Annotated in this window: 13 protein-coding genes and 1 pseudogene; 2 read left to right on the forward strand and 12 right to left on the reverse strand. The window is 44.8% G+C overall.

From position 1 onward, the window contains the following. From porM to AC07M6_RS12915, 8 genes are all read right to left on the reverse strand, one after another. Positions 1 to 1,518, reverse strand: a complete 1,518-nt coding sequence (porM, locus tag AC07M6_RS12880; protein ID WP_494889976.1) for a type IX secretion system motor protein PorM/GldM — start codon at positions 1,516 to 1,518, stop codon at positions 1 to 3. 47 nt (positions 1,519 to 1,565) lie between these two features. After that, positions 1,566 to 2,363: a type IX secretion system motor protein PorL/GldL gene (porL, locus tag AC07M6_RS12885; RefSeq protein WP_494889978.1), complete on the reverse strand. Its 798-nt coding sequence runs from the start codon at positions 2,361 to 2,363 to the stop codon at positions 1,566 to 1,568. A 56-nt stretch (positions 2,364 to 2,419) separates the two neighbouring features. Beyond that, positions 2,420 to 3,748: a T9SS ring complex lipoprotein PorK/GldK gene (porK, locus tag AC07M6_RS12890; RefSeq protein WP_494889980.1), complete on the reverse strand. Its 1,329-nt coding sequence runs from the start codon at positions 3,746 to 3,748 to the stop codon at positions 2,420 to 2,422. 291 nt (positions 3,749 to 4,039) lie between these two features. Next, positions 4,040 to 4,798: a uroporphyrinogen-III synthase gene (locus AC07M6_RS12895; RefSeq protein ID WP_494889982.1), complete on the reverse strand. Its 759-nt coding sequence runs from the start codon at positions 4,796 to 4,798 to the stop codon at positions 4,040 to 4,042. A 30-nt stretch (positions 4,799 to 4,828) separates the two neighbouring features. After that, complete coding sequence (locus AC07M6_RS12900) at positions 4,829 to 5,794, reverse strand: DUF4271 domain-containing protein (protein ID WP_494889984.1); 966 nt, start codon at positions 5,792 to 5,794, stop codon at positions 4,829 to 4,831. An 83-nt stretch (positions 5,795 to 5,877) separates the two neighbouring features. After that, positions 5,878 to 7,071, reverse strand: coding sequence for an aspartate aminotransferase family protein (locus tag AC07M6_RS12905; RefSeq protein WP_494889986.1), 1,194 nt, complete (start codon positions 7,069 to 7,071; stop codon positions 5,878 to 5,880). Positions 7,072 to 7,338: 267 nt separating this feature from the next. Then, positions 7,339 to 8,229: an alpha/beta hydrolase gene (locus AC07M6_RS12910; RefSeq protein WP_494889988.1), complete on the reverse strand. Its 891-nt coding sequence runs from the start codon at positions 8,227 to 8,229 to the stop codon at positions 7,339 to 7,341. A gap of 64 nt (positions 8,230 to 8,293) precedes the next feature. Further along, on the reverse strand, positions 8,294 to 8,713 hold the full coding sequence (locus AC07M6_RS12915) for a hypothetical protein (protein WP_494889990.1): 420 nt from the start codon (positions 8,711 to 8,713) through the stop codon (positions 8,294 to 8,296). Between the two features lie 157 nt (positions 8,714 to 8,870). Between AC07M6_RS12915 and AC07M6_RS12920 the strand changes: the two genes are divergently transcribed. Next, positions 8,871 to 9,275 carry an EVE domain-containing protein gene (locus AC07M6_RS12920; RefSeq protein ID WP_494889992.1) on the forward strand — a complete coding sequence of 135 codons (405 nt, stop codon included), beginning with the start codon at positions 8,871 to 8,873 and terminating at the stop codon, positions 9,273 to 9,275. A gap of 553 nt (positions 9,276 to 9,828) precedes the next feature. Here AC07M6_RS12920 and AC07M6_RS12925 read toward each other — a convergent pair. Further along, positions 9,829 to 10,353, reverse strand: a pseudogene (locus AC07M6_RS12925) (O-acetyl-ADP-ribose deacetylase). Between the two features lie 45 nt (positions 10,354 to 10,398). Continuing rightward, the gene (locus AC07M6_RS12930) at positions 10,399 to 11,277 is read right to left on the reverse strand and encodes a YitT family protein (RefSeq protein ID WP_494889994.1); all 879 of its coding nucleotides are present in this window, start codon (positions 11,275 to 11,277) and stop codon (positions 10,399 to 10,401) included. A 150-nt stretch (positions 11,278 to 11,427) separates the two neighbouring features. Between AC07M6_RS12930 and AC07M6_RS12935 the strand changes: the two genes are divergently transcribed. Then, positions 11,428 to 14,232 carry a hypothetical protein gene (locus tag AC07M6_RS12935; protein WP_494889995.1) on the forward strand — a complete coding sequence of 935 codons (2,805 nt, stop codon included), beginning with the start codon at positions 11,428 to 11,430 and terminating at the stop codon, positions 14,230 to 14,232. Between the two features lie 101 nt (positions 14,233 to 14,333). Here AC07M6_RS12935 and AC07M6_RS12940 read toward each other — a convergent pair whose 3' ends face one another. Next, positions 14,334 to 15,383, reverse strand: coding sequence for a DUF2157 domain-containing protein (locus tag AC07M6_RS12940; protein WP_494889997.1), 1,050 nt, complete (start codon positions 15,381 to 15,383; stop codon positions 14,334 to 14,336). Between the two features lie 193 nt (positions 15,384 to 15,576). Beyond that, positions 15,577 to 16,503, reverse strand: a complete 927-nt coding sequence (locus AC07M6_RS12945; protein ID WP_494889999.1) for a bifunctional riboflavin kinase/FAD synthetase — start codon at positions 16,501 to 16,503, stop codon at positions 15,577 to 15,579. Between the last annotated feature and the right edge of the window lie 67 nt (positions 16,504 to 16,570).

Consider the following 16,570-nt stretch of genomic DNA (forward strand, 5'->3'; position numbering starts at 1 on the left):
TTAATTAGCTGATAATACAATTGGATCAATCTCCTGCTGGATCCCATCCGGACCAACAGCAGTAATATCTCTGAACACTACGGTTGATCCCGGGGTTAACCCGTTTAAGGCCGCACGCATATCAGGTGATAAAATATTGCCCGAACCTGTTTTAATAAAAGGTTCCTGGCGTGGTTTAATAATGATCAGTGTATAATGTGTAATGCTAAACTTGGCATCAAAATCAAACCCATCTAATTTAGCAAATATACGCTCCTGCGCTTTAATGTTGGCAGCGCTGGTAACACCACCACTTTTGTTTGCAAATACTGCCTTTGGCGGAGGGATACGCTTGGTACGGAATTCCATGGAACCTAATACCTGGCCTTTATCGCCCGTTACGGTAATTTTTGTGGTGCCGATTGATTTTACCGTAGCTACATAATGGCCGCCCGAGCCGGATAGTTCGCCCGATGTCATGCTTGCTTTTATGCTTTCTTTAGGTACACCTGGCGCCGATACCGATATAGGGTTGGGCACACCAATGTACAATACGTTCATTTTATCAGCCGATACAACTGCCGATGGACGGGCCACCATTAGTTTCTGCGGATCGGAAGTATAGGTTTTCAATTGACCGTCTGTTCCTTTTACAGTAACAGTAGCCCTAAACTCGTGCATACCTTCGCCGTAAGTTGATGAAAACTGGCCTTTACCATCTTTTACTGGTACCGACCGGCCATCAACTGTAATAGTAGGGTTCGATTTCGAATCGTAAGCCGTTAAAAACACCTCGGCGGTATAAGGCTGGCCCGCTAAAATATAGCTGCTTGGCGCCACAACAACAGCCTTAAATTGGTCGAGGTTAACTACGGCCTGGTCAACTTTACCTAATAGTCTTTTAACAACTTCACTTTCAGCATTTTTATTATCAGCTTGTATTTTAGCCAACGTGGTTAATGTAGCGCCTAATGGTATGCCATCGCCAAAATAAGCCTCTTGCCAGTTCTTTTTAGCCCCTGTATGATTACTGCTTGGATCGACCGCGTTTAAAGAAAAGTTGACACCTTTACTGTCCTTACCTAACAAACTCAATAATTTCTCCCGGGTTTCATCAATCTTTTGTCTTAAAACATCGGCATTTTTTTGAGTGATCATTATCCTTGGAGATATATCAAGGTTATCACGTGCGCTTACATCGTTAATAGCCGTATCTATACCGCCGCCTTCGGCAATTAATTTTTTCTTTAAATCCTCAATATACGCATTCAGTTCATCGGCAACTTTGCTGGCCTCATGTGCCTTGTTCCAATAAGGCAAAGCCCTCTCACGCTGCTCTTTGAGTTTTGTACTCTCAAACGCGGTATAAGTATCGTTAATGCTGGTTGTAACGTTTGTCCGGGATTTATCTAAGCTATTAGTAATATTCCTAAAGGCATCCATCAAGCTATCCGGTATACTTAAAGCGATGAGGCCTAAAAGTACCAGATACAAAATACCGATCATTCGCTGTCTTGGGGTTTCTTTACCTCCGGCCATCTGCTATAATTTCTTTTGTACTGTTATAATTATAAAAATTAAACTGATCAGGTGCGTGGCTGATTCATTGCTGTAAGCATATTGCCATACACCGAATTTAAAGACGCCAGGTTTTTAGCTAAGCGGCCCACTTCCTCCTTAAACTGTTTTGAATCTTCCATAGATTCATTAAAGTTTTGCATGGTTAATGACAGGTTTGAATAAAACTTGTTCATTGATTTAAGATGCGCACTTGAATCCTGCAATTCCAGTTCGTATACCGCGTTCAATGCCGACAGGTTTTTAGCCAGGTTATTCACCTGATCATGGTAAGCTTTTGAATCTACATTAGAATTAGCCATTTCGTTCAGGTTAGCTGAGGCTTTCTCAAACGAAACACTTAAATTCTGATAGCCGGCGCTTGCCGCCTTCATACTTGCCGTAAACTCGCCGGTAGCTACGCTTGCATCGGCAACTTTTGAAATATTAGCTACTTTATCGCTAAAGGTACGTAAGCCTTCGCCTAAGCTGCCTATCAGTTCGGGACCGATCTTGGCATCAGCCAGCATCTTATCCAAAGCAGCCGTATTTTGCCCCGTGCCGGCACCGCCTTTTGCGGTAGCAGCAGGCAGATCGCCCTTAAAGTTTTCGTCAAGTTCAGGATAAACCCTCACCCAATCCACCTCTTTGTCTTCTCTTTGTAAACCCAGAATGAGGAACAAAAGCGCCTCGGTACCCAAGCCTACAGTAATAAATGTTGATGCGTAATTCCAGTGTTGAATTTTGAACAACAGTCCAATAATTACCACTGTAGCACCAATTGAGATGACATTACCAATTCCGAAAGGTTTTTTCTTACCAGCCATAGTAAATTTGATAGTTCTATAAAAAGATTTTAGTTAATTAATTATTAATTGTGCGGTTAGCGCTTGTCTTTAATATCGCGGCCCAGGTAACTGGTTACACTACGGAAACCGATGTATGATTTAGCCGAATCCTGATATTCAAAAGTGCGGGATGAGTTTTGCAGAAAATAGCCGATATCTTTCCATGATCCGCCTTTTACCACTTTACGTTTCAACACTTCGGGATCGGTAGCTTTAGCCTCATAGTTAAATGTAGGCGCCAGATCGTGCACAAATGATGATGCCGATTCGTCATACGCCGATTGTGTCCATTCGGCTACGTTACCTGCCATATTATACAGGCCGTAATCGTTAGGGAAATACGAACGTACGTTTACCGTATAAGTACCACCATCGTCGGTATAGTTACCACGGCCGGGCTTAAAGTTGGCCATTAAACACCCTTTGGCATTTTTAATATAAGGACCGCCCCAAGGGTAATCGGTACCGATACGCCCGCCACGGGCAGCGTACTCAAATTCTGTTTCGGTAGGTAAACCGTAAGGCTGGCGGTGATCCTGCCCTATTTTATCTTTATAAGCATCGTTATAACGTGAGCGCCAGATGTTAAAGGCCCTTGCCTGCCTCCAGGTTACACCAACTACCGGGTAATTACGGAAAGCCGGGTGCGAGAAGTAGCCCTGTACCATCGGTTCGTTAGCCGCGTAAGAGAAATCGCTGAGCCATACCAGTGTATCCGGGTAAACCGGCACGGTATCGCGCAAAATAAAGTCCGAACGTTTTTTGGTTTTATCGTTACGCCAGTTAGCGGCATCGCGTAATATCAGGGTAGAGTAGTTGTATTTCAGCAGGCGTATATCCACTTCGTCGCGGTCAAACACACGGTCATCACCCTGGTAATACATACCCTGCAACTTAGCACCGTTTTGGTTGGGTTTACCTTTGCGGCTTGGCCATATCGGTATTTGCCTCACCTTGGCCCAGTCTATATATTTACGGCCGCTGGTATTGGCTGCCGCGGCAGCAGCGCCTTTGGGCTTTATATAGTATTTATCATCATTTAAATAATTGGTGATAGCGATAGAGTCGCGTACCCAATTCACAAACATTTTGTACTGTGCATTGGTTATCTCTGTTTGGTCCATAAAAAACGGAGCAACGGTAACCTGTTTGTTTTGGGTAATTTGTGCAAACGTTACATCCTGATCTGTTTGTCCCTGCAAAAAAGAGCCGCCGGGGATATAAACCATGCCGTAAGGTATCTCTGCACGAAAGGCTCTTCGTGCCGGGGGCCTTAACTCTCCCCTGCTGCCATCTCCTGAAGATTTACAGCCAAAAACAACCGCACAAGCCAGTATAGCCAATAGAAAATATATCTGCTTCATCGTTAAATCAAATCGGTTAAATATGCAATAGCATCAATTAGCCCCCGAATATATTAAATTTTGAGTAATTAAATTATAAAAATGTTTTGATAAAAGGCTTGAAATTGTTGTAAAGAACAAAATAAATAACATTTTATTGCCCCTGGCACCTATTTATCACCCATTTATTATTAACCGCGGCGTGTAAAGCCCCGGATAGTCTTAATACGAACATAGCCGAAATAAAGTTTCGGCTATGTTAAAATATCTATAAAAAAAACAGGGTGGTTTTTAAATGCCCGGTACCTTTTGTTATTTATTTACCTGCTTAATATACTGCTCAATAGCCATCGTCATGGATGGTGCGTTGGGCGTTGGGGCGGGTATATCCAGTATCAGTCCGGCTTCCAGCAATGCCTTGTGGGTAGTAGCGCCAAAGGCAGCCAAACGGGTATTATTCTGTTGAAAATCAGGGAAGTTTTTATATAACGATTGGATGCTTGACGGACTAAAGAAGGCGATAATGTCGTAAAACACCTCGGCCAGGTCGCTCAGGTCGCTGCAAACGGTGCGGAATAAAACCGCGGGGGTAAAGTTGTAGCCGTTATCCAGCAAAAATTTCTGGGTTTCTTCGGCAGCCACATCCGAACATGGGTACAGGAACTTTTCGGCATGATGCTTTTTCAGCACCTCGGCCAAATCGGCGGCGGTTTGCTTCCCGAAGAAGATCTTACGTTTACGGTACTGAATATACTTTTGCAGGTAAAGCGCGATATTCTCTGTCAGGCAGAAGTATTTCATCTCTACCGGTACTTCAAAGCGCATTTCCTCGCAAATACGGAAAAAATGATCGGCAGAGTTACGGCTGGTAAAAATCACCGCGCTAAAATCGGCCAGGTTAATCTTCTCTTTACGGAAAACGTTTGCAGGTACACCCTCTACGTGGATAAACGACCTAAAATCAATCTTCAGATTGTATTTTTTAGCCAGTTCGGCATAAGGGTTCTTGTCATTTTCCGGCTTGGGCAAAGTAACCAATATGCTTTTAACCTTTTTCTTTCTATCTTCCAACTTATAATCGTTCTAACTATTACCTAAGTCCTATATATTCAGTGCCTTTATTAGTATTAAAACAGGGCAAATTTCGAGGGCACAAAGATAGATAAATAAATAAAATTTATGAAATCTAAAATTCGAAATAATATTTACACTGCTGCGCAGATACTGCCAAACAAAAATTACGATAGTTAAAATAAGCGCCACTATTAAAATAACCGGGGTAAGTTGTGCCGGTAACAAACAGAAACACAGCGTTAAAGGCAAAAATACAAAGGCGATATTAAAATAAGTGAGGTATAGGATGGATATGTATTCGCCTACTATTTTATTTACGTTAAAAATAAAGCCGATTGCCCTTAATACCAGCAATTTTAATGCAAACAACACCACAATAATAACCGATAGAAATGCAAACAACTGGAAGCCCGATATAGGGTAATACCTGTTCTTGGCTACGGATACCTGGTAAATAAACAGACCGGATATTAAGCCAAACAGGATAAACAGCGCTAAAAACGCGCGCGAATTGAGCAGACTTTCCTCTTTACCCGATTGCACTGACCGCTTGTTATAAAACGAACGGAAAACGATATCAATATCCTTATCCATTACAAAATTAAGGATGCCTGCATATAACAACAGGCAGATGATGACGCCGATGGTCCAGGGGTCGCGCTTCATGCGGTCGGTACCCTCTTTTACCACGCTTTTATTGGCAAGCTGGATATCCAAAAAACCATAGCCTTTGTAAAACAGGGAGCTATCATTCATGATGGCCCGCGCCATTTGGTTTACACGGGTAGAATCGGGGTAGCGGATAAACTGCATGGACAGGGAATCGTCCACAAATTTTTGACGGGCGGCCATTACGGCGGCTACCGAATCGATCACGTTCATACCGCCTGTGTGGATGGTATCACGGCGTGGTTTTATTGCCGCTGTATCCTGCCGGGCAAAGGCTTGCAGGCATAAGTTCAAGCAAAAAAAACACAATATGATAAAACGCATATGGGGCATCAAACGATCAGTTTCCGGCAGCAAATTTACCGTTTTTAATGATGAAATGCCCGATTGAAATCAATTAGATAAAATTATACCGGCGAATAATATTCAATAGCTTCCAATATCACGCCACAAGCCGCCACAATCTGCGCTTCGGTGATCACCAGCGGCGGCGCAATGCGCATGGAATTACTGCAATGCAAAAACCAATCGGTAATAACGCCGTTAGCAATACAGCGGTCTATGATCTTTTTATTCAGATCGAAATCGGCCAGTTCAACCGCCAGCATCAGGCCCTTGCCCCGCACCTGTTTAATGGCCGGATGTACCAGCAGTTCACGGAACAACGCTTCCTTCGGGGCAACGCTATCGATTAAATTTTCGTTCAGTAATACCTCCAGCGCTGCCAGTCCGGCCGCGCAACATACGGGGTGACCGCCAAAGGTGGTAATATGCCCCAGCATCGGGTTCTCCTTTAACGCCGACATGATTTCATGAGATGCTACAAACGCGCCCAGTGGCATACCGCCGCCCAGGGCTTTGGCCAATACCAAAATATCGGGCACTATGCCGTAATGCTCAAAGGCAAACAACCTGCCTGTGCGGCCCATGGCGGCCTGGATCTCGTCCAGCACCAGCAGTGTACCTGTTGCCTTACAGCGTTGACTGAGCGCCTGCATATAGGCCGCATCGGGCACACGGATGCCGGCTTCGCCTTGTACGGTTTCGATTACTACGCAGGCGGTTTGATTGGTGATCTGGTCAAGATCGGCCATCTCGTTAAAACGGATGAAGCCAATGCCCGGCAACAGCGGGCGGTATGCCTGCTTGTATTCCTCGTTACCCATTAAACTGAGCGCGCCCTGGGTGCTCCCGTGGTACGAACCATGGCAGGCCAGTATCTCCGCGCGACCGGTATAGCGTTTGGCCAGTTTCATCGCCCCTTCAACAGCCTCGGCACCCGAGTTTACAAAGTAAACCGACTGCAAGGTTTCGGGCAACAAGGACACCAGTTTTTCGGCCAGTTTAACCTGCGGGGTTTGCACGTATTCGCCGTATACCATCAGATGCATGTATTTATCTAACTGGGCCTTAATAGCTTCAATTACGTAGGGGTGCCCGTGCCCGATATTACTTACGCCGATGCCGGCAATCAGATCGATATAGGGTTTATTGTCCTTATCGTACAGGTAAACACCTTCGGCCCTTTCAAACTCCAACAACAGCGGGAAGTTAGTGGTTTGGGCATTATTGGCTAAAAAAAGCTGGCGCAGGGTTAACATGGTGCAAAAGTAACCATGATTTTTGGGATTGTCTGAACCTTGATTAAACAGATTATCGGGATTACGGGATTTGCTGTTGGTAATTTAACCACAAAAGACTTATCAGTTGAAAACGTGGTGACGATTTAACCACAAAGGCCACAAAGGTTTTTACACAAAGATCACAAAGCCTTAGTGTTATATAACAAGAAAAATCTTAGTGTCCTTTGTGTCAATGAACTGATTTATTTCTTAGTGACCTTTGTGGTTAAATCATCATTGCACCAATTACCTCCCCAACAAAAACAACACCGGCACATCCAGCCTTTTACGCCAGGAGTTTTCGGAATGATCGGCGCCGGGGAATACCAGGCTTTGCCAATTTTTGGCGGTGTATCCTTTGGCTTGAATGATCGAATCAGCCTGTTGCTGAAATGGCGCGTACAAGGCATCCAGGGTTTGATCGCCATGATCGAAATAGATTTGATGGCGCTGTGGCGATGGCAGGTGTTTGCTTAGATAAGCCATAAAAGCGGCAGGTACCGGGTTGTTATCTGCTGCAAAAATACCCGGCCAATGGGTAGACAAGCAAGCCGCGCCGCCGAATACCTTTGGATATTCGCAAATGGCGTATAGCGAGATCAGTCCGCCCATACTTGATCCGGCGATGAAGGTATTACCGGCATCCTTCCTCACCGGGTAATGGCTGTCGATATAAGGCTTTAATTCCTGCACCAAAAACTTCAGGTAATTGTCGGACTGGATCTTGCCCGAAAACAATTTGTTATCGCCGGCTTTAATGTTGTAAATGGAATCCTGCGTTTTTGCAGGCAGACTTTCAAAAGGCTTTTGCGGAAAATACTCGCGGTGGCGGTTGGCGTTGCCGTTCCAAATGCCGACTACTATGCAGTCTTTGATCTTGTTTTCGGCCAGTAGTTTGCTTATGGTTTCGTCTACGCCCCACTCTTGTTTATTCCACATGATGGATGCATCAAACAGGGCCATACCATCGTGCATGTACAGCACGGCGTACTTTTTATGGGCATCGTAACCATCCGGCAGCCAGATATCTACATTACGGGCAGGCACAAATTTGGATGGAAAGTTTTCGATATGCTGAATGGTACCGCTGCTTAATTTGGGGGTTTGGGCAAAGGTACTGATTGTTATTATAAGCAATATTGATGAAAATAATGTATTGCGCATAGTAAAGGGCCTTAGTTGGATTTGTAAGATGGGAAGATCAGCATTCTATTATTTCGTCAAAAACAGTCTCATTCAGATAAAAAATCTTAACTAAAATTGGGAGTGTTAAAGCAACTGAACATACAACTGGCATAATTATATTATGCGTGTAGATGCCAAATAAACAAGCTAATATAACAAGAACGACATAATAAGAAACCGATGTAAGATAAATTAACTCTACACTTACTTCCTGATCGTTTGAGTAATTAATTACAAACTTGCCCTCTGCAAGTCTTGTATGAAAATCCGATCGGGATTTTTTCCTATCACTAAACTCATCTTCATCAAAAATTACATAGCCAATGCCTTTTTCAGTGATCCGATAGTGGTTCTTTGCTAAGTAAGTGATAATTTTTTTTTCTAAAACATCAGCTGGAGTTTTGAGTGTTCTTGTGATTTTATATTCAAATTTCATGTTATTGGTCTCCCCCTGCGTTACAGCATACGTACTTGCTTGTGGCCATCAAGATATTCGATAATGCAAGATAACCACCCTAACCATATCCACCAAAAATCTTTCCATTTCTCCCCGCTTTTCCGCATTTTTACCCCATTCAAAAATCATATCATCAATGAACCATTGGCTTGTAAAATCCGAACCTGTAAAATATAGTTGGGACAAATTTTTAAGCGAGGGCCGCACCTTTTGGGATGGCGTACGTAACTACCAGGCCCGCAATAACCTGCGCGAAATGCAGGAAGGCGACCTGGTGCTCTACTACCACAGTAACGAAGGCAAGGCCGTAGTAGGTATAGCCAAAGTAGTTAGATCCTTTTACCAGGACCCCACCACCAGCGACCCAAATTGGGTAGTAGTTGACCTTGCACCCGTGCAAAGCCTGAAAAACCCGGTAACCCTTGAACAAATAAAAGCCGACCCGCAACTAAAGGATATTGGCCTGGTGCGCCAGGGCCGTTTATCGGTAATGGCACTAAAGGCCGAGGAGTTTGACCGGATTTTGGAGTTAGGGAGTTAGCTATTAATTAACAGTCAATTGCCATGTTATCGCCCGCAATTGACTGTTAGCAGAGTGGTTTGATTAGGCAGTTCTGCTATAAATTAACGTCAGTCCGCTCAATTGCCGCGGAGGGCTGTTACTTTTGGCTTGGCCCAAAAGTAACCAAAAACCCAAGTCAAAAAAAAGCTTCAGCCCGCCCTGCTGTGGCAAACCTTTCGCCGGAGGCGGTTGCCACAGACATTCCCGCCAACGCCGGCCCGCTTTTTTGACGGGCCTACGCTCCTGATCGGCCTTCGGCCGATTGGATTTGCGATTACTGTTGTGATGAACCTTTAATAACCGTCCTAAATGCGGCATCGGGAATCTTCGGGTACCACTGTCCCTGCCAAAGCACAAACCATTCGTAGAAGATAACCAAGCCGCGGTTTTTCTTTTTGGTTACTTTTTCTTTCGCGAAAAGAAAACGGCATAGCCCTCTTGAGTGCCTTTAAAAAATAAAAACATTACGAAAAAAGTGACATCCACTGACTTTCATAACTGATTTACCCGGCCTAATGAAATGCAGACATAATTACTTACTCATCAACCCCTCATACAACCTCAAATTCTCTTCATCAAAACACACAAACACCACTTCATCAATTTCCTTATTACCCGACAAAAAATCAGTAACCGCGGTAATAGCTACTTCGGCGGCTTCGGCTTTGGGGTAGTGGTAAATGCCAGTGCTGATATTGGGGAAGGCAATGGTTTTAATACCTTTTTCAACCGCCAGTTGCAGGCTGTTTTTGTATCAATTAGCCAATAATCCGGCTTCGTTTTTATGGCCGCCGTTCCAAACCGGGCCAACGGTATGGATCACGTAACGGGCAGGCAACTTGCCGCCGGTGGTAATCACCGCTTCGCCTACTTTGCAGCGTCCCTGGCGGTTAATGATATCCATACAATCGTCCAGTATTTGCTTGCCGCCTGCGCGATGGATAGCGCCATCAACCCCGCCGCCACCCATCAGGCTGCTGTTGGCCGCGTTCACTACCGCATCAACATGCTGTTTGGTAATATCGCCCTGTATAATTTTTATGCGCTGGTTCATCATATGATAGGATAACAATCAACCTGTTATTTGTTTCGCCCGGGAGGCTTAATGTAAGGTTTTGCGTTTCAGCAAGCCACCGGTAGTATCATCAATACTTTGCTGTACAATAAAGGCCTTTGGGTCGATACTTAATATCATCTTTTTTACCGAAGGTATCTCCAGCCGGGTAGCTACGGTAAAGATAATATCGCGCGGATCGTTGATCATGCCGTCCTTGCCATAGCCCTGCTTGCCCTGGTAAACGGTTACCCCGCGGCCCAGGCTTTCGGTAATGGCTATGCGGATCTCTTCACTTTTAACAGATACTACGGTGATTCCGGTATATTGCTCAATACCATTAAGGATAAAGTCGATCATTTTTGAGGCCGACATATAGGTGAGTATAGAATACAGGGCCGACTCTATACTTAATAAAAACGCGGCGGCTCCAAATATCACCACATTAAGAGATAAAATCACATCGCTTACCTTCATTACCTGGGTTTTTTTGCTCACCAGCAAAGCGGCAATTTCGGTGCCATCCAGCACAGCCCCGCCGCGGATAGAGAGGCCGACACCTGTGCCGATAAACACCCCGCCAAATATCGCGGTAAGCAGTTTATCTGATGTTACATCAGGGAAACGGAAAAAAGCCAGGCAAAGTGATAAACCAGCTATAGCCAGTGTACTTTTAATGGCAAAAGTTAAGCCCAGTTTGCGATAGCCCAGCCACAAAAAAGGCACGTTAATAATGAAAATTAAAATAGCGATGGGGATATGGGTAACATCGGCCAGCAGCATGGAGATCCCGGTTACGCCACCATCAATAAAATGACTGGAGAGCAGGAAACCCTTTAACCCCATAGCTGCCGAAAATATGCCTAATATCACCAATAGGGCATCTGTTAACTTGTCTTTAGCTTTTAGCTTATTTTTAGCTTTCATATCCAAATATAGACGATAAAGCAGGCTTTCCTACCTTTAGCCTATAAATCACCGGTAAAATTATTCAGGAAATCAATTTCATTTCGGTTTCTTTTCTCAGGATCAGATCATTATATTTACTCCACCCTAAAAACCTATAACCAAGCCTGTATGGGGAACCAGTATTTTTCCGGAATATCAATAACATCAACTTACTTTAGCTTTATAAAAAGGCTGGCTTTTATCGCCTTGCTATGCGCTGCCATGCAGGCATCCGCACAAACACAGCCGGTACCTGTTATTCAGCAGATCATCAATTCGGTTAACGCTTATGCCGAAAATACGGCCCTGGAAAAAGTGTACGTACAAACCGATAAATCATCCTATAATTCGGGAGATACCCTGTGGTTTAAAGGTTATGTATTTAACGCAACCGATTTAGCGTCGACCGGCAAAAGTGGTTTAATGTATGTAGAAGTAGCCGACGAAAGCAACAAAGTGGTAAAGCGTGCCATGGTATCCGTATATCACGGTTTGGCCTGGGGCGATATTTTTTTGAAAGACAATCTATTTCCGCAAGGGATCTATACACTGAGGGCCTATACCAACTGGATGCGCAATTATGACGAGCACTATATCTTTAAAAAGCAGTTCGCCATTACCAATATCGAATCGGGACAGGGCTGGCTGATCAATTCACACTTAGATTTGGCGCAGGCCGACGGCAAACCGAATGTTAAAATGGGGCTCGAATTTAAAAACATGCAGCAACAACCCGTTATAGCCCGCGATGTAAGCCTGGCATTAACCGAGGGTAAGAAAACCTGGTTCCGCAATAAATTTTCGACCGGTGTTGACGGTGTTTTAGATTTTAATTTCCAGCTACCCGAAAAAGCCGACCCCAATAAGCTATCGGTTAAAGTGACCGAAATAAAAAAAGACGGTACCGGGGCCGAATATTTTGTGCCCGTGATACTGAACCGTACAGAGCGCACCGACCTGCAATTTATGCCCGAAGGCGGCGCGCTGGTTGCCGGCCTGAACAATAAAATCGCCTTTAAAGCTATAGGCGAGGATGGCACGGGCGTAGCCGTTACCGGCACCATTTACAATAGCAAACAACAGCAGGTGGCTACTTTTAAGTCGGCGCATTTGGGTATGGGCCAATTTTACCTGCAGCCCCAGGCCGGCGAAACTTATACCGCGGTGATCAAATCGCAGGACAATACCGGTAAAACTTATCCCCTGCCGGTGGTTAAAAGTTCGGGACTGGTGCTGAGTGTGCTTAACCCGCTTAACAGCGATTCGATAACCGTTAACATAATGGCCACGCCCGATCTGCTGGCTGCACCTGTTATATATCACCTGGTGGCACAATCGCGGGGGATGGGTTGTTATGGTCTTTCGTTAAGGCTGGATAAGGGTAACCGGCAGCTGAAAATCAGCAAGTCGGTTTTCCCATCGGGCATTACCCGCTTTACTTTATTAAACGCACGTGTGCAGCCCTTATGTGAGCGTATTATTTTTATCGATCATCGCGACAGGCTTTGTATCAATATCAGCAGTAAAAAAAGTTACGCTAAGCGTGATAGTGTAGGCTTGGATATTACCGTAACCGATAAAACAGGCGCGCCGGTGCAAGGCATATTCTCTATGGCAGTAACGGATGATAACCAGGTAAAGGCCGATTCGTTAAAAGGCGGCACACTGGTTAGCCATCTGCTGCTCACATCCGATCTGAAAGGCTATGTAGAAGATCCCGGCTATTACTTCCCCACCAACCCTACCGAAGAAACTGCCCGCCAACTGGACGATCTGTTATTAACCCAGGGCTGGGTAAGTTATGATTGGGGCAATGTATTCGGCTTACCCAAACCTATTGCTTATTCCGCCGAATCATCATATACCATACATGGGAAGGTGACCAATATGTTTAATAAGGGGGTAGCTAATTCTGGCGTGGTGCTGTTATCTAAAAAACCAAGCATGCTGCTGGATACCATAACCAACGCGGCAGGTGAGTTTAGTTTTAAAAATATTTATCCATCAGATACGGCCGCTTATGTGATACAGGCCCGCAATAAAAAGGGCAAGAGTTTTAATGTGGGCATAGAGATGCAGGAATTTGTACCGCCCAACCTGAGCCCCATTGCTAAACGCATTATCCCCGGGTATGTAAACCTGGATAGCAGTAGTGTTAAAGCGGTGAATAACCGCATGGCTTATAAACTGGAACAGGAAAAACTGATGGGGATGCACGCCTTAAAGGAGGTGATCATAAAGGATAAAAAAATAGTTAAGGAATCGAAAAACCTGAACGGCCCCGGCGAGGCGGATTTTGCCATGGACGAAGCCGATATGGAAAAGGCCGGTAAAACTACACTCGGTGATATATTAAGGGCCAACGTAAAGGGTTTTTCTGAAAGGGGTGGCAGATATTATGTTGTGCAGGGTTCCATATTAATTTTGGTGATTGATGGTATAGCTGTACATAAGGATATCCCACCCGGGGTTACACCAAAACAGCACTACGACTCGTCCCTCGATTATTTTACGGCCGAAGACCTGAAGGGCATTGAAGTGATGCAGCCGGGCGGGTATGGCGGCCGGTATTTCCAGGAGTTTATGCATCCCCTGCAAAAACCGTTTGATTTTTGCTTTATAGAAGTAACCACGCGCGCGGGAAAAGGCCCTTTTTACAAAAGCACACCGGGTGTTTACGTATACAAACCCCTCCCCTTTATTATCCCCAACCAGTTTTACGAACCAAAGTACACGGCGGTTAAAATAAAAAATGCTTTACCGGATATCCGTTCAACTATATTCTGGCGGCCTAATATTGTTACCGGTAAGGATGGCAAGGCCCAGGTTTCTTTCTATACAGCAGATAAACCCGGCACTTATACCCTGCTGATGGAAGGCGGCGATATGCAGGGGGGTGTGGAGAGTACGAGGATGAAATTGGTGGTGAAGTAGCCTTGTCATTCTGAGCGATAGCGAAGAATCTCACGTAAGCAGAGTCGCAATGTACGGCGGTAGATTCTTCGCTATCGCTCAGAATGACAAATAATTGTAATTTACTTATCGTCTGTACCCTTCAAATTCCAGATCTTCTCTGCTTTGCGACCTATCAGCCAGAATGACGCTGCCAGGATGGAGAAGAAAATGGCCATATTGGTTTCCTTCCAAAAGTATTCGAAGTATTTGGTGTACAGGAATATGATGAGGAAGGTGATCCCAAACTCGCGCGCGATGACATCGTTGCGTTTCAGGCCGTAAACCATAAAGCCAACAGCTACCGTAGCAGATATAATGCCCCAGTAAAACAGGCTGATCTGCCTTACTTCCCACCAGGCATCCAGCGCGCCGTAATTACCAAAAATGGTCAGCATCCATAGCGAAAGGAACAGGTACAACAAGCCTACTACATAGGTCAGCTCCCAAAAAAACTGCATCCATTTTTGCTTTTTCAGCGCGTAACAGGCTACCATTAATATCACGCCAAAGGTTACAAAACGCAGCGGGTAGTTCATCCCTAAAAAATAATTACTCCATTTGGTTTGATAACCCGTTTCGGTACCGAACCAGCTGCCCAGCGATATTAAAGCAAAAAGCCATATCAGCCGCGAGTTAAAGCGCCAGCCTAAAAAGCCGTATATAAAAACCGAGATCAAAAACAGGATAGAAAAATGGTGCGATCCGTTATCAAACGTTTTGCCCAGGTAGGCTATGCAGCAGGCGGTAAACAATATGCCTGTAAATATAAAAGCCTCGTTACTGAATACCCTTTCCGGGTTCTTTATCCCTTTGCGCCTGCCGTAGTAAAAAAATGCGGCGGCTATAATGCCCGATCCTGCGGCTATCACCACATCAGGGGTATAATACAGGCTTTTTAACCAGCGTATTACCGTATCGTTAATGATCAGTGAACCAAAGGCTACCACCCCGCAGAACAACGCTATCCAAAACGAATACTTAGCCAGCCGCATCCAGTCGAAACCTTTTACTTCTATCGTATCGCGCAGGTTAGCGGCGGTATCGGCATTAAGCAATCCGTCCTTTTCCCATTGCCCAATGGTTTTGGTTAAAAATTCACTTTCCTGTTTATCAAGCTGTAGTTTAGACATCTTTTAGTTCCTTGTTGACAGATCATGGTTCATACCCAGATCAATATAAAGAGAATAATGCAGGAATTTGAATTTTGTTGTGGTATGGTGGTGATTTAACCACAAAGTTCACAAAGGGAGATGCACAAAGTACACAAAGCCTTAATTATTTCATTGATTCTATCTTTGTGATCTTTGTGGTTAAATTCTGCTATCAACCCAACACTGTCAACACATCCACTTTATCTTGCGCTAATTGCACCTTCAGCGCATCCAGCCCGTCAAATTTAACATCGCCGCGGATATAGTGCCGGAATTGCATGCAGATATTCTGGTTATAGATCTCCCTGTCGAAATCAAAGATATTGACTTCGATATTGCGGGTAATACCGTTAACGGTAGGGCGCTGACCGATATAGGCCATGCCTTTATAAGCTTCGCCATCAATATCCAGCGTAACTGCAAAAATGCCATCGCCAGGGATCAGCTTATAAGTTTCCAATGGCTGGATGTTAGCCGTTGGGTACCCGATCTGCCGGCCAATCTGGTCGCCGCGGATCACTTTGCCGGTCAGGAAAAACGGATAGCCTAAAAATGTATTAGCCGTAGCGATGTCGCTTTCCAACAGCGCATTGCGGATCCGGGTTGAGCTTACGGCCACTTCGTTAATGTCCTGCTCGGGTATTTCTAATACTTCAAAACCATAAACCGGACCCAGGCGCTGCAGGTCTTCCAGTCCGCCGCTGCGGTCTTTGCCAAAGCGGTGATCATAACCTATTACTATCTTTTTGGTACCAATCTGTTTCACCAGCACATTTTCGATATACTCCTGCGGGGTTTGATTAGAAAAATCGCGGGAGAAAGGTGTAATGATCAAATGATCAACGCCTAACTCTTCCAGTAAACCGGCCTTTTCGTCGATAGTGGTGATGAGTTTGATCGACTGGTCTTCGGGATGCAGGATCATCCGCGGATGCGGAAAAAAGGTCAGCAGCACACTTTCGCCGCCTGATGCTTTAGCCAGTTCAACAATATTAGAGATAATTTTGCGGTGCCCCTGGTGTACGCCATCAAAGGTGCCAATAGTAACCACCGCGCCTTCTATCGCCTTAAATTCATCAATATGATGGTAGATCTTCATTATGCTATGATTACACCGATTTATTTTTGTGATTTCACAGATTTTGGATTGTGGCTCCACCGATGTG

The organism is Mucilaginibacter sp. GW821-FHT07H05, from assembly GCF_059418485.1.